General features: G+C 72.7%; 20 protein-coding genes and 1 riboswitch. Of the genes, 5 read left to right on the forward strand and 15 right to left on the reverse strand.

Features of this window, described 5'->3' with window-relative positions; translation table 11 throughout:
* Positions 1–25: 25 nt before the first annotated feature.
* A complete protein-coding gene (locus tag ACYVOM_RS37170) occupies positions 26–1405 on the forward strand; it encodes an RNA polymerase sigma factor (protein ID WP_460308303.1) in 1380 nt (459 codons plus the stop codon).
* 147 nt (positions 1406–1552) lie between these two features.
* Here the strand turns inward: ACYVOM_RS37170 and ACYVOM_RS37175 are convergent, their stop codons facing one another.
* The 5 genes from ACYVOM_RS37175 to ACYVOM_RS37195 form a co-directional block, all read right to left on the reverse strand.
* Positions 1553–2251 carry a sirohydrochlorin chelatase gene (locus ACYVOM_RS37175; protein WP_460308304.1) on the reverse strand — a complete coding sequence of 233 codons (699 nt, stop codon included), beginning with the start codon at positions 2249–2251 and terminating at the stop codon, positions 1553–1555.
* Positions 2251–3444 carry a uroporphyrinogen-III synthase gene (locus ACYVOM_RS37180; protein ID WP_460308305.1) on the reverse strand — a complete coding sequence of 398 codons (1194 nt, stop codon included), beginning with the start codon at positions 3442–3444 and terminating at the stop codon, positions 2251–2253. Before ACYVOM_RS37180 ends, ACYVOM_RS37175 begins: the two co-directional genes overlap by 1 nt.
* Complete coding sequence (gene nirD / locus ACYVOM_RS37185) at positions 3441–3782, reverse strand: nitrite reductase small subunit NirD (protein ID WP_460308306.1); 342 nt, start codon at positions 3780–3782, stop codon at positions 3441–3443. Before nirD ends, ACYVOM_RS37180 begins: the two co-directional genes overlap by 4 nt.
* Positions 3779–6310: a nitrite reductase large subunit NirB gene (gene nirB, locus ACYVOM_RS37190; protein WP_460308307.1), complete on the reverse strand. Its 2532-nt coding sequence runs from the start codon at positions 6308–6310 to the stop codon at positions 3779–3781. Before nirB ends, nirD begins: the two co-directional genes overlap by 4 nt.
* A gap of 191 nt (positions 6311–6501) precedes the next feature.
* A complete protein-coding gene (locus tag ACYVOM_RS37195; protein ID WP_460308308.1) occupies positions 6502–8379 on the reverse strand; it encodes a molybdopterin oxidoreductase family protein in 1878 nt (625 codons plus the stop codon).
* Positions 8380–8703: 324 nt separating this feature from the next.
* Here ACYVOM_RS37195 and ACYVOM_RS37200 point away from each other — a divergent pair, with 324 nt between their 5' ends.
* Positions 8704–9198, forward strand: a complete 495-nt coding sequence (locus ACYVOM_RS37200; RefSeq protein ID WP_460308309.1) for an NUDIX domain-containing protein — start codon at positions 8704–8706, stop codon at positions 9196–9198.
* Positions 9199–9365: 167 nt separating this feature from the next.
* Here the strand turns inward: ACYVOM_RS37200 and ACYVOM_RS37205 are convergent, their stop codons facing one another.
* The 3 genes from ACYVOM_RS37205 to ACYVOM_RS37215 form a co-directional block, all read right to left on the reverse strand.
* On the reverse strand, positions 9366–9614 hold the full coding sequence (locus ACYVOM_RS37205; protein WP_460308310.1) for a hypothetical protein: 249 nt from the start codon (positions 9612–9614) through the stop codon (positions 9366–9368).
* A 109-nt stretch (positions 9615–9723) separates the two neighbouring features.
* Positions 9724–10323: a maleylpyruvate isomerase N-terminal domain-containing protein gene (locus tag ACYVOM_RS37210; RefSeq protein ID WP_460308311.1), complete on the reverse strand. Its 600-nt coding sequence runs from the start codon at positions 10321–10323 to the stop codon at positions 9724–9726.
* Between the two features lie 213 nt (positions 10324–10536).
* Positions 10537–10917 (reverse strand): plectin, encoded by a 381-nt coding sequence (locus ACYVOM_RS37215; protein ID WP_460308312.1) that lies wholly within the window; start codon positions 10915–10917, stop codon positions 10537–10539.
* Positions 10918–11091: 174 nt separating this feature from the next.
* Here ACYVOM_RS37215 and ACYVOM_RS37220 point away from each other — a divergent pair, with 174 nt between their 5' ends.
* Positions 11092–11649: a TetR/AcrR family transcriptional regulator gene (locus ACYVOM_RS37220; protein WP_460308313.1), complete on the forward strand. Its 558-nt coding sequence runs from the start codon at positions 11092–11094 to the stop codon at positions 11647–11649.
* A gap of 243 nt (positions 11650–11892) precedes the next feature.
* Positions 11893–12096 carry a DUF5999 family protein gene (locus ACYVOM_RS37225; protein ID WP_460308381.1) on the forward strand — a complete coding sequence of 68 codons (204 nt, stop codon included), beginning with the start codon at positions 11893–11895 and terminating at the stop codon, positions 12094–12096.
* Between the two features lie 88 nt (positions 12097–12184).
* Here the strand turns inward: ACYVOM_RS37225 and ACYVOM_RS37230 are convergent, their stop codons facing one another.
* From ACYVOM_RS37230 to gcvP, 3 genes are all read right to left on the reverse strand, one after another.
* On the reverse strand, positions 12185–12778 hold the full coding sequence (locus ACYVOM_RS37230) for an alpha/beta hydrolase family protein (RefSeq protein WP_460308314.1): 594 nt from the start codon (positions 12776–12778) through the stop codon (positions 12185–12187).
* A gap of 51 nt (positions 12779–12829) precedes the next feature.
* Entirely contained in the window at positions 12830–13600 is a 771-nt protein-coding gene (locus ACYVOM_RS37235) for a tetratricopeptide repeat protein (protein WP_460308315.1), read from the reverse strand.
* Positions 13601–13719: 119 nt separating this feature from the next.
* Positions 13720–16584 carry an aminomethyl-transferring glycine dehydrogenase gene (gcvP, locus tag ACYVOM_RS37240; RefSeq protein ID WP_460308316.1) on the reverse strand — a complete coding sequence of 955 codons (2865 nt, stop codon included), beginning with the start codon at positions 16582–16584 and terminating at the stop codon, positions 13720–13722.
* Between the two features lie 148 nt (positions 16585–16732).
* Positions 16733–16828: riboswitch (glycine riboswitch) on the reverse strand.
* Positions 16829–17026: 198 nt separating this feature from the next.
* On the opposite strand from gcvP, the gene ACYVOM_RS37245 reads away from it, so the two are divergent.
* A complete protein-coding gene (locus ACYVOM_RS37245; RefSeq protein ID WP_460308317.1) occupies positions 17027–19435 on the forward strand; it encodes a flippase-like domain-containing protein in 2409 nt (802 codons plus the stop codon).
* An 8-nt stretch (positions 19436–19443) separates the two neighbouring features.
* Here the strand turns inward: ACYVOM_RS37245 and ACYVOM_RS37250 are convergent, their stop codons facing one another.
* From ACYVOM_RS37250 to ACYVOM_RS37265, 4 genes are all read right to left on the reverse strand, one after another.
* On the reverse strand, positions 19444–20037 hold the full coding sequence (locus ACYVOM_RS37250) for a MerR family transcriptional regulator (RefSeq protein ID WP_460308318.1): 594 nt from the start codon (positions 20035–20037) through the stop codon (positions 19444–19446).
* A 267-nt stretch (positions 20038–20304) separates the two neighbouring features.
* Positions 20305–20778: a bifunctional nuclease family protein gene (locus ACYVOM_RS37255; protein WP_460308319.1), complete on the reverse strand. Its 474-nt coding sequence runs from the start codon at positions 20776–20778 to the stop codon at positions 20305–20307.
* Between the two features lie 164 nt (positions 20779–20942).
* The gene (gene ftsR, locus ACYVOM_RS37260) at positions 20943–21605 is read right to left on the reverse strand and encodes a transcriptional regulator FtsR (protein WP_460308320.1); all 663 of its coding nucleotides are present in this window, start codon (positions 21603–21605) and stop codon (positions 20943–20945) included.
* Positions 21602–22132 carry an FHA domain-containing protein gene (locus ACYVOM_RS37265; protein ID WP_460308321.1) on the reverse strand — a complete coding sequence of 177 codons (531 nt, stop codon included), beginning with the start codon at positions 22130–22132 and terminating at the stop codon, positions 21602–21604. The genes ftsR and ACYVOM_RS37265 overlap by 4 nt, the downstream gene beginning before the upstream one ends.
* Positions 22133–22153: the final 21 nt, after the last annotated feature.

The following is a 22153-nucleotide window of genomic DNA, read 5'->3' on the forward strand; positions in this document are numbered from 1 at the left end:
TCGTCAGAAGGGAGGGTCGGACCCCATGCCTCGTAAGGCAACGACGGCCCCGCCCGTGGAAAACGGGACTCGCACTGACAGCGGAGCCGCCACCGGCGCGGCTGCGCACCTCGCGGACCTGCTGGAACTGGGCAAGTCCCGGGGGCATCTGTCGCTCACCGAGGTCCGCGAGGCTTTCGAGGAGGCCGGGATCTCCGCCACCCGCGGCCGGTCCCTGCTCAAGGAGCTGACCGAGAGCGGAGTGCGCCTCGGCGACGACGGCAACGGCGGTGACGACGCCAAGCCCACGAAGAAGACTACCCGCAGGACGGCGTCCGCCGGCCGGACCGCCCGCAAGACCACGACCACCCCGGCCACCACGCCGGCCAAGGCCGGCGACGACGCCGCCCGCGCCGCCGAACTCGGCGACGACGACTCCGAGTTCGACCCGAACAGCGCCGAGGAGGAGGAGACCGAGGAGGTCAGCACCCGCGACCTCGACGACAACACCTCGGTGATGGGCGACTCCGTCCACACCTACCTGAAGGCCATCGGCCGCCGCCAGCTCCTCACCGCCGAGCAGGAAGTGGACCTCGCCAAGCGGATCGAGGCCGGCCTGTACGCCGAGTACAAGCTGGAGAACGCGCCCGCCCGCATGTCCGGGCAGCAGCGCGCCGAGCTGGAATGGGTCGCCGAGGACGGCCAGCGGGCCAAGGCCCACATGCTGGAGGCCAACCTCCGGCTCGTGGTGTCGGTCGCCAAGAAGTACTCCGACCGGGGCCTGTCGCTGCTGGACGTCGTCCAGGAGGGCAACCTCGGCCTGATCCGCGCCGTGGAGAAGTTCGACTACTCCAAGGGCTACAAGTTCTCGACCTACGCCATGTGGTGGATCCGCCAGGCCATCCAGCGCGGCTTCGCCGACTCGGCCAGGACCATCCGCCTGCCCGTGCACGTCCTGGAGCTGCTGAGCAAGCTCAGCCGCATCGAGCGGGACATGCACCAGAAGCTCGGCCGGGAGCCCACCGCCGAGGAGCTCGCCGTCGAGATGGGCAAGAGCCCCGAGCAGGTGCGCGAACTGCTGCGTACCAGCCGCCAGCCGATCAGCCTCGACTCCACGATCGGCGAGGACGGCGAGACCCGCATCGGCGACCTCATCGAGGACACCGACAGCGTCGAGGCCTCCGAGCTCGTCGACCGCCAGCTCATGGCCGACCAGCTCCGCCGCGCCCTCGGCGTCCTGTCACCCCGCGAAGCCAAGATCATGTCCATGCGCTTCGGCCTCTACGACGGCACCCCGCGCACCCTGGACGAGATCGGCAAGCACCTGGGCCTCACCCGGGAGCGCATCCGCCAACTCGAAAAGGAGTCCCTCTCCAAGCTGAGGCACCCCAGCAACGCACAGCCTCTTCTGGACTTCGCTGTGTGAGGCTTCTTCAAGCAGTTCCGGGCCAGAGGTTTCGGGAAGGGTCGGGGCTGTGTTCTTGGCCGCGGCTTCGCCGCGGCGGTGATCAGGCGGATCCTCGACCTTCGGCCTACGGGCGGTCGTTAGGAGAGTCCGTTGGCGTGGACGGGGTCAGAAGGACCTTTCGAGGACACGGGAGGCCAGTAGGGCCTCGTCGTACCTGCGGAGGATGAGGTCGGCGATCGCCGGATGGGCCCCCAAGGGAGGGGCCACCAGGTCGGCGCCCGTGGCGACCAGGCGGCCCTGGAAGAAGCCCGGGGCCAAAAGGTAGGAGGCGACCGCGACGCTGCGGGCGCCTCCGGCTCTGGCCTGCGCGACCACCTCGTCCAGGCGGGGACCCGGGCCGCCCACGAAGCCGTAGGGGATCTCGCGGCCCAGGCGGCGCGACAGGAGGCGGGCGGCGGAGCGGACGTCGGCGACGCCGCGCGGGTCGGTGGAGCCCGCCGCGCCGAGGACGACGGCGTCGGCCGCCGCCCCTTCGGCGAGGCGGTCGGCGAGCGCTCGGGTCAGTTCGGCGTGCGGGCCGAGCTGGCGCGACACCACGGCCTCGGTCCCCGTCGCGGCGAGCTGCGCGGGGATGTCGACGTGCACGTGGTAGCCGCGGCCCAGCAGCAGCGGCACCGCCACCAGCCGGCGGCCGGGCGGCAGCGCCGCGACGGCCTCGGCCACCGACGGCGCGGTGTTCTCCGCGTAGGCCTCGGCGACGGCGAGGTCGGGCCGGGCCGCCCGCACCAACGCCAGCAGCGCCCGGACCGTCGCGGCCCCGGCGGGGTCGCGGGTGCCGTGCGCGACGCCGAGCAGCACCGCCATCAGGCGAGCGCCTCGCGGCCGGGCTCGCAGGCGAGCCGGTAGCCGCGCTTCACGACGGTCTCCACGATCCCGGTGCGGCCGAGTCCGCGGCGCAGCCGCGCCACGGCCATCTCGACGGCGTGCTCGTCGGCCTGCGGCCTGCCGTCGCGCGGGTTGGTCCAGCCGGAGCCCGCGGCGACGACGCGCGAGGGCAGCACCCCGCACAGCTCGGCGCGCGAGACGACGTGCCCGGGACGCCGGGCGAGGGCGCGCAGTATCGCCATGGGCGCCGGCGCGATCGGGCGGAGCTGGCCGTCCAGGACGACCGCGTGCCCGCGCAGCTCAAGGGCGTGGCCGCGCACGTGCAGCCGCCGCGCCCGCCGCTCGGGCAGGTCCTCGACGATGGCGCGGACCAGCGCGCCGATCCGGGCCCGCTCGGGCTGGATCGTCGGCACACCGCGCTCGGTGAGCGCGAACGCCGTCACCGGCCCGACGCACGCCGCGACCACGTGGGTGCGCAGCGCCTCGATGAGCGCGTCCTCCAGTCCGTCCTCGGCGGCGACCGCGAGGGTCGCGGTGACCGCGGGCGCGCTGGTGAACGTGATCGCGTCGACGGTCCCGGCGACGGCCTGGCCGACGAGGCGGCGCAGCGGCGTGGAGTCGTCGGTCCGCGACCAGCGGTAGACGGGCACCTCGATCACCTCGGCGCCGTGGCTGCGCAGCGCGTCGGTGAAGTCGGGCAGCGGCTCGCCGTAGAGCTGCACCGCGATGCGGGTGCCGTTGAGCTCGCCTTCGAGCAGGTGCTTCAGCACCTCCTCGCAGCTCTCGGACTCCGGCGACCACGCCTCGGTGATGCCGGCGGAGCGGATCGCGCCGCGCGCCTTCGGGCCGCGCGCGAGGATCGGCACGCTGCCGAGGCGGTCGAGGAGGCTTTCGCGCATCCCCCAGCCGTCGGCGGTCTCCAGCCAGGCGCGGAACCCGATGCCGGTGGTGACCACCACGTAGTCGAGCGGGCGGCTGATGCACTCCTCGGTGGCCTGGAGCAGTTCGGCGTCGTCCTGGAGCGGGACGAGCCGGATGGCCGGGGCATGGACCACCCGGGCGCCCCTGCGTTCCAGGAGCGCCGCGAGTTCCTCATGGCGGCGGGCCGCCGTCACCCCGACGGCGAACCCCGAAAGGGGTTCACTGGTCAGCACACCCGCCTGAATGGTCACGTCATCACTTCCACTCGGTCGCCGTTGAGCCTGATGGAAAAGGTGGGCACGGAGGTGTCCGGGTCGTCCAGGCACTTTCCGCTGGTCAGGTCGAAGACCTGCTTGTACATCGGGGACGCCACGGTCGGCACGCCGCCGCGGCTCCCGAGGATGCCCCGCGACAGCACGAACGCGTTGCTGAACGGGTCGTAATTCGAGAGGGCGTACAGGTCCCCCTCGAAGGTCTTGAAGATGGCCACCTGAAGACCGTCGACGAGAGCGCAGACGCCGCGCTCGGGGGTGAGGCGGTCGACGGAGCAGACGTCCGTCCAGGTCGTAGAGATCGCGGTAACGGTCACTGGCTGATCACCTCCAGGCGCGGGCCCGCCGCGAGGACGGGCTTGATCTGTTCGCGCTCGACCTCGAAGGAGATGCTCGGGTCGGGCGTCTCGGGAGCGTTCACGAAGGAGACGAACCGGGCCAGTCGCTCGGGGTCTTCGAGCGTCTCTGCCCATTCGTCGCCGTAGGCCTCGACGTGCCGCTCCATCGCGGTGTCCAGCTCGTCGCAGATGCCGAGCCTGTCGTCGATGATGACCTCGCGCAGGTAGTCAAGGCCGCCTTCGAGGGACTCCATCCACACCGAGGTGCGCTGGAGCCGGTCGGCGGTCCTGATGTAGAACATCAGGAACCTGTCGATGTAGGTGAGCAGCATCTCGTCGGTGAGGTCGCTCGCGAACAGGTCGGCGTGCCGGGGCCGCATGCCGCCGTTGCCCGACAGGTAGAGGTTCCAGCCCTTCTCGGTGGCGATGATGCCGAAGTCCTTCGACTGCGCCTCGGCGCACTCGCGGGCGCAGCCCGACACCGCCGACTTGAGCTTGTGCGGGGCGCGCAGGCCCCGGTACCGCAGTTCCAGCTTGATCGCCATGCCGACGGAGTCCTGGACGCCGTAGCGGCACCAGGTGGAGCCGACGCAGGACTTCACCGTCCGCAGCGACTTGCCGTAGGCGTGACCGGACTCGAATCCGGCGTCGACCAGGCGCTTCCAGATCTGCGGGAGCTGTTCGACGCGGGCGCCGAACAGGTCGATCCGCTGGCCGCCGGTGATCTTGGTGTAGAGGCCGTAGTCGCGGGCGACCTCGCCGATCACGATCAGCTTGTCCGGCGTGATCTCCCCGCCCGGGATGCGCGGAACGACCGAGTAGGTGCCGTTCTTCTGCATGTTGGCGAGGAAGTGGTCGTTGGTGTCCTGGAGGGCGGCCTGCTCGCCGTCGAGGATGTGGCCGTTGCCGAGGGACGCCAGGATCGAGGCGACGGTCGGCTTGCAGATGTCGCAGCCCTTGCCGGTGCCGTGCTCGGCGATGAGCTGCGTGAAGGTGCTGATCTGGCGGACCCTGACGATGTCGAACAGTTCGGCGCGGGAGTAGGCGAAGTGCTCGCACAGCGCCTTGCTGACCTCGATGCCGGCCGCGGCGAGCTCGGCGTCCAGCAGCTTCTTCACCAGCGGGACGCAGGAGCCGCAGCTCGTTCCGGCGCGGGTGCAGGCCTTCACCGCGGGCACGTCGCGCAGTTCGTGGTCGCGGATGCCGCAGCGGATGTCGCCGGCCGTCACGTTGTTGCAGGAGCAGATGACGGTCGCCTCGGGCAGGTCGCCGCCCGCGGCCTCGGTGCCGCCGAACAGCATCTGCTCGGGCGCGCCCGGCAGCTTCGCGCCGACGTAGGCGCGCAGCGTCGAGTAGGACTCGGCGTCGCCGACCAGGACGCCGCCGAGCAGCGTCTGGGCGTCGTCGCTGACGAGCAGGCGCTTGTAGACGCCCGCGACCGGGTCGGTGTAGGTGACGCCGAGCGCGGTCCCCCTCTCGCCTCCCGCGAAGGGGTCGCCGAAGCTCGCGACGTCGACGCCCATCAGCTTGAGCTTGGTGGACAGGTCGGCGCCCTCGAAGGACGCGGTGCTGTCGGGGTTGACCAGGCGGTCGGCGACGACCTCGGCCATCGTGAAGCAGGGGCCGACGAGGCCGTAGACCATGCCGCCGATGAGGGCGCACTCGCCGATCGCGTAGATCGAAGGGTCGTCGGTGCGGCAGCCGGAGTCGACGACGATGCCGCCGCGCTCGCCGACCGCGAGGCCGCAGGCGCGGGCCAGCTCGTCGCGGGGCCGGATGCCCGCGGAGAACACGACGACCTCGGCCGGGACCTCCCTGCCGTCGGCGAAGACGACCCCACCGACGGCGCCGTCGGGGCCTGCGGACAGGCGGGCCATGGGGGTTCCGGCGTGCACGGCCATGCCGAGTCCCTCGATGTGGCGGCGCAGCATCGCGCCGCCGCCCTCGTCGAGCTGGCGGGGCATCAGCCAGGGCGCGACCTCGACGACGCCGCTGTCCAGACCGAGGCCCTGCAGCGCGCGGGCGGCCTCCAGGCCGAGCAGCCCGCCGCCGACGACGGCGCCGGAGGTGCGGGTCGCCGCGTAGTCACGGATCGCGTCGAGGTCGTCGATCGTCCGGTAGACGAACACACCGGGCAGGTCCTTGCCCTCGACGGGCGGGACGAACGGCGCGGAGCCGGTCGCGAGGACCAGGACGTCGTAGGCGACGCGGCGGCCGGACTCGGTGACGGCCTCCTTGGCCTCGCGGTCGATGCCGGTCACCTTCTCGGCGCAGACGACGTCGACGCCATCGCCGTCGCCGTGCGCGGGGTAGGCCAGGTCGGCGCCTTCGAGGTAGGTGGTCAGCGCCACACGGTCGTAGGCCGGCCTGGTCTCTTCACCGATGACGGTGATCTTCCAAGCGCCGACGCCGTCCCGTTCGCGCAGCGCGTCGATCAGCCGGTGGGCCGCGGGCCCGTACCCGACCACCACCAGGCTCTTCTGGGGAACGACTCGTCCGTGATCCATGGAAGAGATACTCGGAAGAGCGCGTTTCGCGTCAGGGTCTCCATTGTCACCCCTGTGTTAAAACACGCTCACGTCGAGACATCGTCGTTGTCATGGCGTGACCAAGAACCGGATTTTTTAGTAGTCGGTTAATAAAACGCAGGAACCCACCGCGACAGGACGTCACAGTGGGTTCCGGACATTGAACCGTTTCAGCCTCCGGACAGACCCTGCGGGCCGTCTCGCAGGAGGGGCGCCACCGGATCAGGCAGCCCCACCGGCTCGACCCGCACCGCCCACACGGCCGACCAAGGCGCCGCGTCCGCGGCGGGCCGGGCCGTCCCCTCGCCGCCCCACGGCGCGGGCATCGCCACGGTGTCCTCGCGCAGCGACACGCACAGGCGCGCGCGGCCGATCGCCACCCCGCGCCGGCCCGAGACCCGCACCATCGCGCCCGGCGCGATGCCGAGGCGCTCGGCGAGATCGGGATGCAGCTCCACGAAGGGCGGCTCCTGCGGCGTCCGGTGCCCGGCCGCCGCCCGTCCCGTCGTCAGGTACAGCGGGTAGCGCGCGTCGACGTCCTCGGCCGGACCCGCCGGATCCAGCGCGACGAAGCGGGCGAGCCCGTCACGCGTCGCGAAACCGTCGAGGAACGGGCGCGGCGTCCCCGGGTGCTCCGGCGCGGGGCACGGCAGGCAGACCCCGCCCTCGGCGTCGAGCCGCGTGTAGGACAGGCCCGCGCAGTCGGCCGGACCGCCCCGCGACGCCCGCGCCAGCTCCGCGAAGACCTCTTCCGGCTCGGCGCTCCAGCTCCCCGGCGCGGCGAGCCGCTCGGCCAGGTCCCGCAGCACCTCAAGGTCGGTGCGGGCCCCCTCCGGCGGCGGGACCGCCCGGCGGCGGCGCACCACCCGGCCGTCCAGGCCCGTCGTCGTCCCTGAAACCTCCGCCCACCGCGCCACCGGCAGCACCACGTCGGCGCGCAGCGCGGTCTCCGACAGCTCGTGGTCGGCCACCACCAGGAGGTCGAGTGCGCTCAGCCGCCGCTCGGAGACCCGCGCTTTCCCGGCGGCGCCCATCGGATCGGAACCGAACACGAGGAGCGCGCGCGGCGCGTCCCTGCCGCCCAGCAGCCCGTCCGCCGAGCCGGGCGCCGGAGCCGCCGGAAGCGACCGCGGATCCACCCCCCACACGCGGGCGACGTGCTCGCGCGCCGCGGGATCGCCCGGCGACCGGTCCCCCGGCAGGCGGTCCGCCTTCTGGCCGTGGCCCCGACCGTCCGCGGTGTCGGTCACGCACCCGAAGCCCGACCCCGCGCTGCCGGGCAGGCCGAGCGCCAGCGCCAGGTTCAGATACGCGGTGACGGTGTCGGCGGGCCGGTCCCGCTCGGTCAGCACCAGGGAGCGGCGCCCTGCCGCGAGCAGCCGGACCGCCTCGCGCATCCGCGCGACAGGCACCCCTGTCAGCCGCTCCACCCGCTCCGGCCAGTAGCCGCTGACCGCCGTGCGCAACCGGTCGAACCCGGAGGTCCGCCGCGCGATGTAGGAGGCGTCGGCCAGACCGTCGGCGACCGCCAGGAACAGCAGGCCGCTGGCCAGCACCGCCTCGGTCCCGGGCGTGAGCTGGAGATGCAGGTCGGCGGACCGCGCGGTCTCCGTCGCCCGCGGATCCACCACGACCATCGCCCCGCCGCCCGCGCGCATCCGCCGCACCTCGCGCAGCAGCGACGGCGCGGACTCGGCCGCGTCACCGCCCACCAGGAGCAGCGCGTCGGCCTCGCCGACGTCGGCGAGCGGGCCGGGCAGCGCCCGGTCGAGCCCGAACGCGCGGGTCAGCGCCGCCGCCGTCGAGGCGGGCACGCCGGTCCCGTCGCCGAACGCGATCCGCGGCGTCGCGAGCGCCACCCTGGCGAACTTACCGAGCTGGTAGGCCTTCTCGTTCGTCATCGCGCAGCCGCCGAACACCGCGACCGCGCCCGCGCCGTGCGCCTCCCGCAGCCCGCGCAGGCGTGCGGCCACCACGTCGAGGGCGGCCTCCCAGGACACGGGCTCCAGGGGGGCGCCCGGATGAATGCGCAGCAGGGGCGTCGTCACGCGGTCCGGTACATTGCACATCTCGCCGGCCGACCAGCCCTTCTGATCCGGCCCGCCGTCCGCGGGCCCGCCGACACAAGGGATCGTTCGGGCGGTGTCCGGTCCGCCTGCAGGCCCGCACCGCGAAGAACGGCACGGGCAGCGGGGAGCGACGGCTCCCGGGTCGCTTGCGGCCATGCCACGATCGTCATCGGCGGCGGTTTCACCAGGGCGTCCCGTACATGTCCCCGGTGTTAATACGCGCTCACTCTCCGCGCGCCACGGCGTGATGGGTTTCGTGCGATCAGACGACGGTTCCGCCGCCCTGAGGCTTAGTCTCGAAGTATGGCCGACGCCGCTTACCTCGCCACGCTGCCGCGCACCCGGGGCGCCGCCTCCGCCCTCCTCACCGACGACGGCGGCCGCATCCTGCTGGTGAAGCCGACCTACCGGGAGGGCTGGCTGCTGCCCGGCGGCGTGATCGAGGCCGGCGAGTCGCCTCTGGCGGCCTGCCTGCGCGAATGCCAGGAGGAACTCGGCCTGCGGCCCCGGCTCGACGGCCTCGTCTGCTTCGACTGGGTCCCGCCGGAAGGCGAGATAGACGCGACCAACGTGTGGGTCTTCGCCGGCCGCCTGGAATCCGATGAGATCTCCCGCATCGAACTTCCCCCGGACGAGCTCTCGGACCACGTCCTCGCCGCCCCCGACGAGGTCGGCGACTTCACTCCCCCGCACATAACCCGCCGCATCGCCGGCATCGTCGCCGCATCCGGCCACCCCGTCTATCTGGAGGCCGGCGTCCACCCCGACGCCTGCACGGCCCCCCTCCCCCGCCGCTGACCCGCAGCCCGCCCCGAAGGACCGTACGCGGCATCGCATCTCGGAGCGCCGTGCGCGGCATCGCCTTCGCGGGCCGTACGCCGCATCGCGACGAAGCAGGCCGACCGCGCCCGCAGACCGGCGGCCTGCCCTGCGCGGGCGGTCTCCCCGCGGCGTCCGTCCCTGGTCTACGCCGGGGCGCGGTCGGCGATCTGGCTGGCGGCGGCGCCCGCGGAGGAGCGGGCGCAGTGGGCGCAGCAGAACCAGCGGCGGTCGACCTCGACACCGTGCCCGATCACCCGGCACTTGCAGTGCTCGCAGATCGGGGCGAGCTTGCTGATGGCGCACTCGAAGCTGTCGAAAACGTGCACCGCGCCCTGGGCGTGCACCTCGAAGGACAGGTCGTAGTCGTTGCCGCAGACCTCGCACATGGCCATCGTGATCCCCCGCGATCATCTCGGTCCCGCGCGGCCTCCCCCGAGACCTCGCGAAAGTGGACCTACCCGGCAAATCGCCGCATCATGCGGTGGCCCGCCGCGCGGGGCGTCAGCGCCGCCTGCGGGCCCTGACGGGCCTGTCCCGCCGCCAGTCCTGGGAGCGGCCCGACGAGCGCAGCACCCTGATCCACGGATCGCCCTCCCGGCTGAGCGGCAGATGCGGGACGCCCCACGCCCACGCCGCCACGAGCAGTTCGGGATCGTCGGGCCGGTAGTCCTCGCCGATCGCGCGGGCCAGATCCCAGGCGTGCAGGTGCCATTCGACGCACGCGGAACCGACGTGGTCCCCCACCGTGTACTTGGTGCCCCGGTGGATCAGATGGGTCTTCTCCCACCCGTCGGCCACCAGATCCAGATAGGCGTCGGCCGACACCGTGAACGACATGATCCGCTCCCGGCCGGACTCCGGCGGCAGCACCGCGAGCTCCGCGGCGTTCTGGCGGGACTGCTGGCGGATCAGCACCGCCGTCGCGATGTCCTGGGCGAACAGCTTCGCCAGCCGGCTGTCCGGCGCGTCCTGCAGGTACTCCAGTTGGTTCTCCGCGACGCAGCGCAGATGCCCGGCAAGGTCGATCGCCAGCCACTCCGAGCACGGAGTCGGCGCCTCCCAGTCCTCGCACCGGGCCGCGAACCGCCGTATGGCGGCCACCCCTGCGCGGTAGGACTCCAGCAAGCGGTGCCGGTCAGGCGGCCTGCGATCCAACTCACAACCCCCACGATTTTCCCCCGCCGAGCTGCCACCGGCCCGGTTCCCTCGTGACTCGCGGTGCCCCTCCGCGAATGCGCAGGCAAGGGTCTCAGAGTTCCGGCCGCTGTGCCACCTTGGGCGGCCAGCGTGCCGGAAAACCCCGCCTATCTCCTTTTAGACCCTTTCGAGGGCCCGGAAGGAGAGCTTGTGCGTCTCGCGGGCCGTCCGCAGCCTGTCCAGCTCCTCACTGTAGGGGCGGACGGACGCCTTCGCGCGGGCCTTGCGCCGGGAGATCTCGGCGGCCCGGGTGGCCCCGTAGGTCTTGGGGCCCATCGCGACGCGCTCGGCCGCCTCGGCCGAGGCGATCGCGTCCACGAGGGCGGCCTCCAGGACCCCGGCGAGCTCGCGGCGGCCCGCGGTGTCCGGGGCTCCGGCGGCGAGGGCCGCCCGCGCCTCCTCCACTGCCGCGACGCGGCCCGCGTGCTCCCGAGCGAGCTGCTTGTCCGCGGCGTACTGGGCCGCGTCCTCAGGGCTGATGCGACGTCCGAAGACCATGGGTCGTTCCTTTCCGCACAGGTACTCGCGGCAGCCTACGCCGCCGCGTGACGCCCGGCACATCCGCCCGGCGGGATTTTCCGCGCCGCACGCCCCGGCCGCCGCCTTTACTCAGTAAGGTTCGGGTGATCACCCCGGACGACCGCCCGGACCGCCACCGCCGAAGGAGCGCCCTTGAGCCCGCGTGAGCCGCTGACCCGCGACCGGATCATCGAGGCCGCCCTGCACATCGTCGACGGCCAGGGCCTCGGCCGCCTCACCATGCGCCGCCTCGGGGACGCCCTGGAGGTCGAGGCCATGGCGATCTACCACCACCTGCCGCGCGGCAAGGAGGAGCTCCTCGACGGGCTCGTCTCCCACGTCGGCGTCCTGCACGCCGACACCAGGCCGCTCGGCGCCGACGACTGGCGCGACCGGATCAGGTCCTGGGCCGAGGCCTACCGGGCCCTGCTCGTCGACCACGCGGGCGTCCTGCCGCTGCTGGTGACCCGCCGCAACCCCGCCGCGCTGGCCACCACCACCCGCTCGGTCGCCGAGGTGCTCCGCCTGGCCGGCTTCCTGGAGTCCGCCGCGCACAGCGCCGCCAGGACCCTTCTGGCCTTCCTCATCGGCCACGCCGCCCTTGAGGTGCGCGGCCGCGAGCTCGCCGCGCCCGAGCCCGTCGACTGGGACCGCCAGTTCGAGGAGGGCCTCGAAGTCCTGCTGTCGGGCATGCTCACGGCGCTCCTCTGAGTCTTGCCAAGAGGACATGATCTTCTGTCCAGGACGTCCAGCCGCCCGTTTCCTCCGGGATAGGCGCGGGAAGGATCGGTCCACGTCGATCAGCCTGCGGCGCCGCAAAGGCGCGGCGGCGCAGGTGTCGATGCCACAACAGTCCCATCGGGCTATGTCCCGGCGAACGCGAACCGTTGCACACTGGTACGCGTCCAACGTGACAGATCACACAGACCTTGAGTGGAAACCGGAGGCACGCCGATGTGCCCGCACCAGCCGCCTTGTCCTTCTTCCAACGGACCTGCCCGCGACGCCGCGCGGACCCTGGCCACCCACCCCGAACAGGGGTGGAGCCTGCTGTGCAACGGCGTTGTGCTGTTCGACGACACCGGTGAGCTGTTGCCCGGCGGGGAGATCGTCGCGCCGCACCGGCCGACCGACCTGCACGCCCACACCGCCGCCTGAAATGGCGAAGAACTAGTCCTATCGGGTGATCACCGCGCTTCGAGGCGGTCCCTCGAAGCGCCGACGCAGGCCCCGCCGGCGGCAGGGCTCAGCTCCTCCAGCGCAGGAGCCAGGGCTCGATGGCCGCGCCCACCCGGGCGGGGTCCTTGTGCAGATCGTGCCGCTCCCCCGCCAGGACGACGACCTCCGCGGCGTCGGCCGGGTCCGGCACGCCGAACGGGTCGCGGTCCCCGTTGACGACGACGACGGGCGCCTTCGCCGCACGCAGCTCCTCCGCCCGGCTCTTGTCGGGCTTTCCCGGAGGATGCAGGGGGAACGCCAGCGCGAGCACCCCGACGGCCCCCGCCTCGACGGCGGTCCGGCAGGCGACCCGCGCCCCGTTGCTCCGCCCGCACTGGACCAGCGGCGCCGTAGGCCACCGCTCCCGCACCACCGCCACGGCCTCCAGCCACGCCGCGTCCTGCTTCGCCGCGCTCCCCGGCGCCCGCCTTCCGGCGAGCCGGAACGGCTGCGTGACGCGTGCGACCGCCGCGCCCAGCCCCAGCGCGACCTGCCGCACGGCGGCGAGGTCGGGGGCGTCCACGGTTCCGTTGGAGCCGTGCGTCAGCACGACGACCAGCCGGGGGTCGTCCGGGCCTTCCGTCAAGATCTCGGCAGTCCCCGCCACCGTCTCGATCCGCATCCCCCCATCGTCCCACTCCCACCCGGGCGGGAGGCCCGTGCGGGGGGCGGGTCAGCGCTTGAGGCGGGCCGACACCTGGTCCTCCAGGAGGGGGTCGGCCAGGCCGGCGCGCCAGACGGCGTCGGCTTCGGGGTCACGGCCTCGGAGGGTGAGGGTGCGGGCGAGGAGTTCGATGGCCAGGGGGGCCACGTCGGGCGCGTCGGTGGCCTCGACGGCGGCGGTGAAGGCGCCGATGGCCTGGTCGAGGTGGGTGAGGCCGATGAGGACGGCGAGGCGGGCGTAGGCGTAGCCGCCGGGGTCGACGCCGCGCAGGGCGTCGATGAGGACGCGCTGGGCGCGGGCCGCCTTGCCGTCGTCGAGGAAGCGCTGCGCGAGGTCGTGGGCGGCGACGGGCGCGTACTCGGCGTCACCGGTCTCGATGACCCGCTCCCACCAGGAGATCGCGGCCTCGGTGTCGCCCGCGTCGTCGGCGAGCTGGGCGAGGGCCAGGCAGGCCGCGGGCAGGTAGGCGGGGTGTTCGGACGCCACGACGATCCGCCAGGCTTCGGCGGCGCCGTCGGGTTCGCCGGCCCGCTCGTGCGAGACGGCCAGGTGGTAGGCGGCGCGCGGCGCGTAGTCGGGGTCGCCGGTCTCGATCGCGGTCCAGTCGGCGCGGCGGGCGCCTTCGATGTCGCCGAGGTCGTCGAGCACCACGGCGAGGCCGAGCGCGGCCTGCGCCCGGTCGGCGGGGGCCGGGGAGTCGGCGAGGGCCGCGGTGAAAAGGGTCGCGGCACCGGTCAGGTCACCGGTCTCCGCCTTGTGCTGTGCCTGCGCCAGGGTCAACCGGGGCCTCCTCACGACCGGGGACGCAAGCAGACCCTACCGATCCGGCCGTGCCCGCGCGGGCGGGACACGACCGGATCATGAAAGATCACCAAAGATCTACTTAATTCCCGTGCCGCTCAGTCCACGAAGGCTTCCGGCGGGGGGCAGGAGCAGACGAGGTTGCGGTCGCCGTAGGCCTGGTCGATGCGGCCGACCGGGGCCCAGTACTTGTCGGCCCGCAGCGACGCGACGGGGTAGGCGGCCTCCTCGCGGGTGTAGGAGTGCTTCCACTCGTCGACCAGGAGGGTCTCGGCGGTGTGCGGGGCGTTGCGGAGCGGGTTGTCGGCGGTGTCCCACTCGCCGGAGCCGACCTTGTCGATCTCGGCCTTGATGGCGATCATCGCGTCGCAGAAGCGGTCGAGTTCGGCCCGGTCCTCGGACTCGGTCGGCTCGATCATCAGCGTCCCGGCGACGGGGAACGACAGGGTCGGGGCGTGGAAGCCGTAGTCGACGAGCCGCTTGGCGACGTCCTCGGCGGTGACGCCGGTCTCCTTGGTGATCTTGCGCAGGTCGGCGATGCACTCGTGCGCGACGAGCCCGCCCTGGCCGGTGTAGAGGATCGGGAAGTGCGGGGACAGGCGGCGCGCCACGTAGTTGGCGGCCAGCACGGCCACCTGGGTGGCCTCGCGCAGGCCCTCGGGGCCCATCATCGCGATGTAGGCCCACGGGATCGGCAGGATGCCGGCCGAGCCCCACGGGGCCGCCGAGATCGGGCCGACGCCGGTCTGCGGGCCGGCCTCGGGGCGCAGCGGGTGGCTGGGCAGGAACGGCGCGAGGTGCGCGCCGACCGCGACCGGGCCGACGCCCGGACCGCCGCCGCCGTGCGGGATGCAGAACGTCTTGTGCAGGTTGAGGTGGGAGACGTCCGCGCCGAACTCGCCCGGACGGGCGAGGCCGACCAGCGCGTTCAGGTTGGCGCCGTCGACGTACACCTGGCCGCCCGCGGCGTGCACCGCGGCGCAGATCTCGGTGATGCCCTCCTCGTAGACGCCGTGCGTCGACGGGTAGGTCACCATGATCACCGAAAGGTTCTCGGCGTGCTTGTCGAGCTTGCCGCGCAGGTCGCCGAGGTCGACGTTGCCGTCGTCGTCGCACTTGACGACGACGACGCGCATCCCGGCCATGACGGCGCTGGCGGCGTTGGTGCCGTGCGCCGACGACGGGATCAGGCACACGTCGCGGTGGCCCTCGCCGCGGGAGGCGTGGTAGCCGCGGACGGCCAGCAGCCCGGCAAGTTCGCCCTGCGATCCGGCGTTGGGCTGCACCGATACCTTCGCGTACCCGGTGATCTCGGCGAGCCAGCCCTCCAGCTCGGTGATCAGCTCGACGTACCCGGCGGCCTGCTCGATGGGCGCGAACGGGTGGAGGTTCGCGAACTCGGGCCAGGTGATGGGCTCCATCTCGGTGGTCGCGTTGAGCTTCATCGTGCAGGAGCCCAGCGGGATCATCGACCGGTCGAGGGCGATGTCCTTGTCCTGGAGGCGGCGCAGGTAGCGCAGCATGGCCGTCTCGGACCGGTGGGAGTGGAACACCGGGTGGGTGAGGAAGGCGTCGTCGCGCAGGAGGCCCGCGGCCAGGGTCTCCCCCGACGGCTCGACGAGGGCGACGGCGCGGCGGAAGCCCCGCTGCTCGATCGCCTCCAGGAGTTGCTGGAGGTCGTCCTCGGTGGTGGTCTCGTCGAAGGCGACGGCGATCGTGTGCGCGTCGACCTGGCGGATGTTGTAGCCCGCGCGGCGCGCGGCGGCGACGGTGAGGTCGGCGGGCGAAGGCACCCGGATGGTGAGGGTGTCGAAGTAGTCCCCGGAGACGACCTCGAAGCCTTCGACGTCCTGGGCGGCGATCGACGCGGCGAAGGTCGCGGCCCGGTGGTGGACGCGGCGGGCGATCGCCTTGAGGCCCTCGGGCCCGTGGTAGACCGCGTACATCGAGGCCATGACGGCCAGCAGCACCTGGGCGGTGCAGATGTTGGAGGTCGCCTTCTCGCGCCGGATGTGCTGCTCGCGGGTCTGGAGGGCGAGCCGGTAGGCGGGCCGCCCGGCGACGTCGACCGACACGCCGACGAGCCGGCCGGGGAGCTGGCGCTGGAGTTCCTCGCGCACCGCCATGTAGCCGGCGTGGGGGCCGCCGAAGCCGAACGGCACGCCGAACCGCTGCGCGGACCCGACGACGATGTCCGCGCCGCACGAGCCCGGCGACTTGAGCAGGGTCAGCGCGAGCAGGTCCGCGGCGACGACGAACTGCGCGCCGCGCCCGTGGACGGCCTCGGCCAGCGGCGCGAGGTCGCGGATCGCGCCCGACGCGCCCGGGTACTGGGCGAGGACCCCGAAGATCTCGCCCTCGGGCAGTCCCTCGGCGAGGTCGGCGACGACGACGGGGATGCCGAGCGGCAGCGCCCGGGCCCGGATGACCTCGATGGTCTGGGGCAGCGCGTCGGCGTCGATCACGAAGGCCCCGGCCTCCTTGCGCCTGGTCGCGCGCAGCGCCAGCGCCAGCGCCTCGGCCGCCGCGGTGCCCTCGTCCAGCATGGAGGCGTTGGCGACGGCGACGCCCGTCAGGTCGGACACGACGGTCTGGAAGTTCAGGAGGGCTTCGAGGCGGCCCTGGGAGATCTCCGGCTGGTAGGGCGTGTAGGCGGTGTACCAGCCCGGGTTCTCCAGGACGTTGCGCAGGATGACGCCCGGGGTGATCGTCCCGTGGTAGCCGAGGCCGATGTAGGAGGTGAGCACCCGGTTGCGCGAGGCGATCGCGCGCAGCCTGGCCAAGGCCTCGGTCTCGCTCAGGGCGGCGGGCAGGTCGAGCGGCCGGCCGGTCCGGATCGACGCGGGGACCGCGGCGTCGACGAGGGCGTCGAGGTCGGCGAACCCGACGGTCTCCAGCATCTTCTGCCGGTCGGCGGGCGAAGGGCCGATGTGGCGGTCGGTGAAATTCGTCTGGGCGGTCATCCCGGGGCCTCCCGAAGGCGCGGAGCAGAGGTGAGGAGGGGTCGTCGAGACCCGCACTCCCCCTCTGTCATGGAACCTGAGAGCTTCGCCACGCGCGGACGCTTGGCTTTCACCTTCGGTGGGGCACATGCCCGCTTTCCAGAGGCGCCTCACCCGAACGGTCCGTTTGCCTGAGAGGTTCCGGGGACGTTGCTCCTTCGGCGCTCCGCGCCGGCTTGCGCGAAGTCTCTCCCGCCAGGGGTCGACAGCCCGGTCAGTGTACCTTGTGCACGATCTCGCCGATGTCGGCGGCCCCGCCCTGGAGATCGTCTCCGACGGGTGGGCGGCCGGACACGCAGCGTTCCCCCCAAGAGTGCGACGATCTCATTCGAAGGTGTGATCACAGCCGGACGGAGGCCTAATAACCTTGGGCGGTGCGGGGAAACGGGAGGACGGTGCCGACGTGGTGAGAACGGCGGGTGCGACGGCGCTGGAGCCTGCGCTCGACCTTCCCGAAGGCGCCGAGGTCGATGAGGCTCCGTTTCCCTCGCGCATCCGCAACCAGGGCGATCTCATCAGGGCGGTGGCCTGCCTCGTCGGGATCGGCCTGCTCCTGCTGCTGCCCTCGTTCGCGACCCAGACGACGACGGGCCTGGAGAACGACGTCAGCCGGGGCACCGAGCAGGCCCCGCATTTCCTGCTGAGCCTGGCCAGCCTCACCGCGGGCTTCGGCGTGCTCGCGGTCCCGCTGGTCTTCGCCGCCGACCGGGTGGTCCGCCGCGACGGCATGCGGATCGTGGTGGGCCTGGCCGCGGCGATCGCGGCGCTCGGCGCGGTGGTCGCGCTGGACGCGTGGATCGAGCACGCGTCCCCCGCGGTGATCACCAACGCGCTCGGCTGGACCAAGACCGGGCAGACCCCCGTCCCGGCCGACCTGACGCCCGTCATCGCCTATGTGACGGCGATCCGGCTGGGCGGGCGGCCGCGCTGGCAGGCGGTGATGTGGGGCACGATCGCGCTCGCCGGCCTCGCCTCGCTCGTCGCCGGCAACACCACGGCCCTCGGCCTCGTCGCCACCTATCTGATCGGCCGGCTGACCGGCTACCTGACCCTCTACGGCCTGGGCACGCCCAACCCCCGCCCGCCGGGCACCGCGGTGCTGGCCGCCCTGGACAGGCTCGGCCTGCGGCCCGTCAAGGCCACCCGGGTCGACGACGGGACCGCCGACGGGCGCAGCTACCTGGTCACCGCCCGCACCCGCGACCTCGACGTGGTCGTGCTGGACCGCGACCAGCAGACGTCCGGGATCGTCTACCGGGCCTGGCGCGGCCTGCGCCTGCGCGCCGAGAGGCCGCGCCGCACCCTGCGCTCGCTGCGCCGCTCGCTGGAGCAGGAGTCGCTGCTGTCGTACGCGGCCACCGCGGCGGGCGTCCGCACGCCCCGGCTGCTGGCGACCTCCGAGGTCGGCACCGAGGCCGCCCTGCTGGCCTACACGCACGTGGAGGGCGTCCCGCTGCCCGACCTGCCGGAGGAGGAGATCACCGACGGGCTCCTGGCGGGCATCTGGCGCCAGTTGAACCTCCTGCACAGCCAGCGCATCGCCCACCGGGGCCTGGACGGCTCGGCGGTCCTCGTCTGCGAGGGACGGCCGTGGCTCGTCTCCCTGGGCGGCGGCGAGATCGCCGCGGGCGACCTCCTGCTGCGCATCGACCAGGCGCAGCTGCTCACCACGCTCGGTCTGCGGGTCGGCGCCGAGCGCGCGGTGCGCACGGCCTCGGAGATGCTGGGCGCGCAGTCCCTCGGGGCCCTGGTGCCGCTGCTGCAGAAGGTCGCGCTGTCCCGGGAGACCCGGGCGGCGCTGCGCCGCGACGGCAAGCTGCTGGGGGCGCTGCGCGAGGAGATCCTGCGGTCCTACCCGGAGATCGAGGTCGAGCCGGTCCGGCTTGAGCGGTTCCGGCCGCGCACGATCTTCAGCATCATCGGCGCGGCCATCGCCGCCTACGCCCTGGCGTCGCAGCTCAGCGGGCAGGACCTCGGGCATCTCGCGTCCACGGCCGACTGGCGCTGGGCGGTCCTGGGGCTGCTGGCGGCGGGCGTGTCGTTCGTGGCGGCGGCGATGATGGTCATGGGGTTCGTGCCCGAGCGGCTGCCGCTGTGGCGGACGGTCGCGGTCCAGTTCGCCGCCTCGTTCGTCAAGCTCGTCGCGCCCGCCGCGGTGAGCGGCATCGCGATCAACACCCGGTACCTGCAGAAGATGGGCGTGCGGCCCGGCCCCGCGGTCGCGAGCGTCGGCGCCTCCCAGCTCATCGGCCTGGTCATCCACATCACCTTGCTGCTGGTGATGGGCTTCCTGACGGGCTCGGCCACGCCGGACTCGGAGTTCGCGCCGTCCAAGACCGTCATGCTGGTGCTGCTCGCCGTCGCGGCGGTCGCGGGGCTGGGCGCGGCCGTCGGGCCGGTGCGCAGGATGGTGGCCAAGCGGCTGCGGCTGATGTTCGACGGGGTCATCCCGCGGCTCGTGGACGTGCTCCAGGACCCGCGCAAGATCGCCACGGGCCTCGGCGGCACGCTCCTGCTGACCGTCGCGTTCGTGGTCTGCCTGGACGCCTCGATCCGCGCGTTCGGCGGCTCGCTCGCCTGGACCGCCGTGGCGGTCGTGTTCCTCACCGGCAACGCGCTCGGCTCGGCCGCGCCCACCCCGGGCGGCCTGGGCGCCGTCGAGGGCGCGCTGATCCTCGGCCTGACGATCGCGGGGCTGCCGGCGGAGACCGCCACCTCGGCGGTGCTGCTGTTCCGGCTGCTCACGTTCTGGCTGCCGGTCCTGCCGGGCTGGGCGGCCTTCCACCACCTTCAGCGCACCGACTCGCTGTAGGGGCCCGCTCAGCCCGTCTTGCGGGCCCTGCGGCGGGACAACTCGTCGGCGGCGGAGCCCGGGGCCGCGTTCTCGGCGGGCAGGGCGGCGAGGCTGCCCTCGACCTCCTGCCAGACCCTGCCGAGCGCGATCCCGAAGACGCCCTGGCCGCCCTGGAGGAGGTCGACGACCTCGTCGGCGCTGGTGCACTCGTAGACGCTGACGCCGTCGCTCATGAGGGTGATCTGGGCCAGGTGCTCCACGCCCCGGTCGCGCAGGTGGCTGACCGCCGAGCGGATCTGCTGGAGCGACACGCCCGTGTCGAGGAGCCGCTTGACGACCTTGAGCACGAGGATGTCGCGGAAGCCGTACAGCCGCTGGCTGCCGGAGCCGTGCGCGGGCCGCACGCTGGGCTCGACCAGCCCGGTGCGCGCCCAGTAGTCGAGCTGCCGATAAGTGATGCCGGCCGCGGCGCACGCCGCGGGCCCGCGGAAACCCACGTCCTCGGAGAGCCGGGACGGCATAGGCGCGCCGCCATCGAACAGCAGTCCCTGCGCCCCGGCCTCCCGGGAAGCGAGCTGACGTTCGCGGTCCACCTTGTCCTCGCCGCTGCCCACCGCCACGCGGTCCTCCGGCTTCTGTCATCCCGAGGTGATCCCGGCAAGGGGGTTTGCCGGACTTTCACCACGGGTGCTCCACCAGCACGGTAGGTGCCGGTCAGGGCATGGTCAACGTTCGCCGTCGGCGCGTCGCAAGGCGGATGTATCGCCTTCACGTGCGCAAACGACTCGGTATCCGCTCCCCCTCTTCCCCTACCCGCGGGCGCGGGTGTGGGAAACGGCCATGACACCTGTCACGGCCGGTGAAAGGTCACGGGACACGCGCGGCGCCTAAGCGCCGCCCTTCTCGAAGTCCTCGGGGGAGATGTTGTCCAGGAACTCCCGGAACTTCTCCACCTCGTCCTCCTGCTCGTCGGGCATGGACACGCCCGCGGACTCCAGCACGTCCTCGCTGGCGAAGATCGCCGATCCCGTCCGCAGCGCGAGCGCGATCGAGTCCGACGGACGGGCGCTGACCTCGGTGCCGTTGGAGAACACCAGGTCCGCGAAGAAGATCCCGTCCCTCAGTTCGGTGATGTTCACCGTCGTGAGGGCCACGCCGAGCGCCTCGATCACGTTCTTGAACAGATCGTGGGTGAGGGGCCGCGGCGGCGGCTTCTCCGACTGCGCGACGGCGATGGCGGTGGCCTCCACAGCCCCGATCCAGATGGGCAGATAGCGGTCCCCGCCGATCTCTTTGAGCAGCACGATCGGCTGGTTGGTGGGCACTTCGACCCGTACGCCGACGACCTCCATCTGCTTCACGGCGGCTCCCTGCGTCAGGCGGTCCTATGTCACAAACTACACCTTCCGGAACCACCTTCGCGGAACCGGCCCTGCCCGGTGAGGCCGGGCCTACTCCAGAGGTGGCGGGCAGCCCCGGCGAAGGCGGACTCTCCAGCGCCCCGCACCCTCGCGAGAGACCGCGGTCATCGGCCGAGGCTGTCGCGCAGGCCCGCGGTGACGAGGGCCGTGTGCAGCGCGAGCACGAGCGCGGACAGCTCGTCGGCGGTCCGGCCCGCCTCCTCGTGGGCGCCGGGCGCGCGCCGCCTCAGCAGGGGGGCGATCATCTGCTCGACGAGGTCGAGTTCCCGCTCGGCCGCCGCCTTGATCACCCGCAGGTGCCTGGCCTCCAGGCCGAACGGGGCGAGCCGGGCCGCGGTGCGGGCCACCGTCAGCGCCTCGGAGCCGAAGTGCCCCGCGACGCGCCGGACGAGCCCGTAGGCCTCCAGCTCCTCCAGCAGGGACTCGGCGATGCCGGCGGCGTCCAGGAGCTGGCGGCGGGTCAGCGCGACCTCCGCAGCGGTCTCGGAGTCGGCCGCCACCAGCGTGCGCGGCGGCCGGGTCTCCAGCTGCTCCTTGATCACCCGCAGCGGCAGGTAGCTGTCGCGCTGCGCCGCCAGGATGAACCGCAGGCGCTCCACGTCGGCGTGGGTGAACTTGCGGTAGCCGGCCGGGGTCCGGTCCGGCTCGATCAGGCCCTCGGACTCCAGGAACCTGATCTTCGACGGCGTGACGTCGGGGAACTCGTCCTGCAGGCGTGCCAGGACGTCCCCTATGGTCATGTACGCCCGGGCGGCGCTGCTGCTCACCCGTGCTGGGGGTTGGTGAGGAACACGAGGCGGAACTTGCCGATCTGCACCTCGTCCCCGCCGTGCAGCGCCACGCTGTCGATCCGCTCGCGGTTGACGTAGGTGCCGTTGAGGCTGCCGACGTCGCGCACGGAGAAGCCGCCGCCGTGGCGGGTGAACTCGGCGTGGCGGCGCGAGACCGTCACGTCGTCGAGGAAGATGTCGCTCTCGGGGTGGCGGCCCGCGGAGGTGCGCTCCTTGTCGAGCAGGAAGCGGCTGCCGGCGTTGGGGCCGCGCCGCACCACCAGCAGTGCCGTGCCGAAGGGCAGGGCGTCGACGTTGAGCTGGTCGGAGCCGCTCTCCTCGGAAGGGGCCTCGGGGATCTCCAGCCCGTCGGTCAGCCCGCTGATCGAGATCGTCGAGGTCGACTCACCGGGGGTCTCCGGGGCCGGGTGCACACTGCGGACCAAAGGGGTGCCGCAATTGGAGCAGAAGCGGGCGCCATCGGGATTGGCGTGACCGCACTGGGTGCAGTAGACGCTCGGCATCGATCGGCTCGGCCTCCTACC

The organism is Actinocorallia aurea (assembly GCF_054783995.1).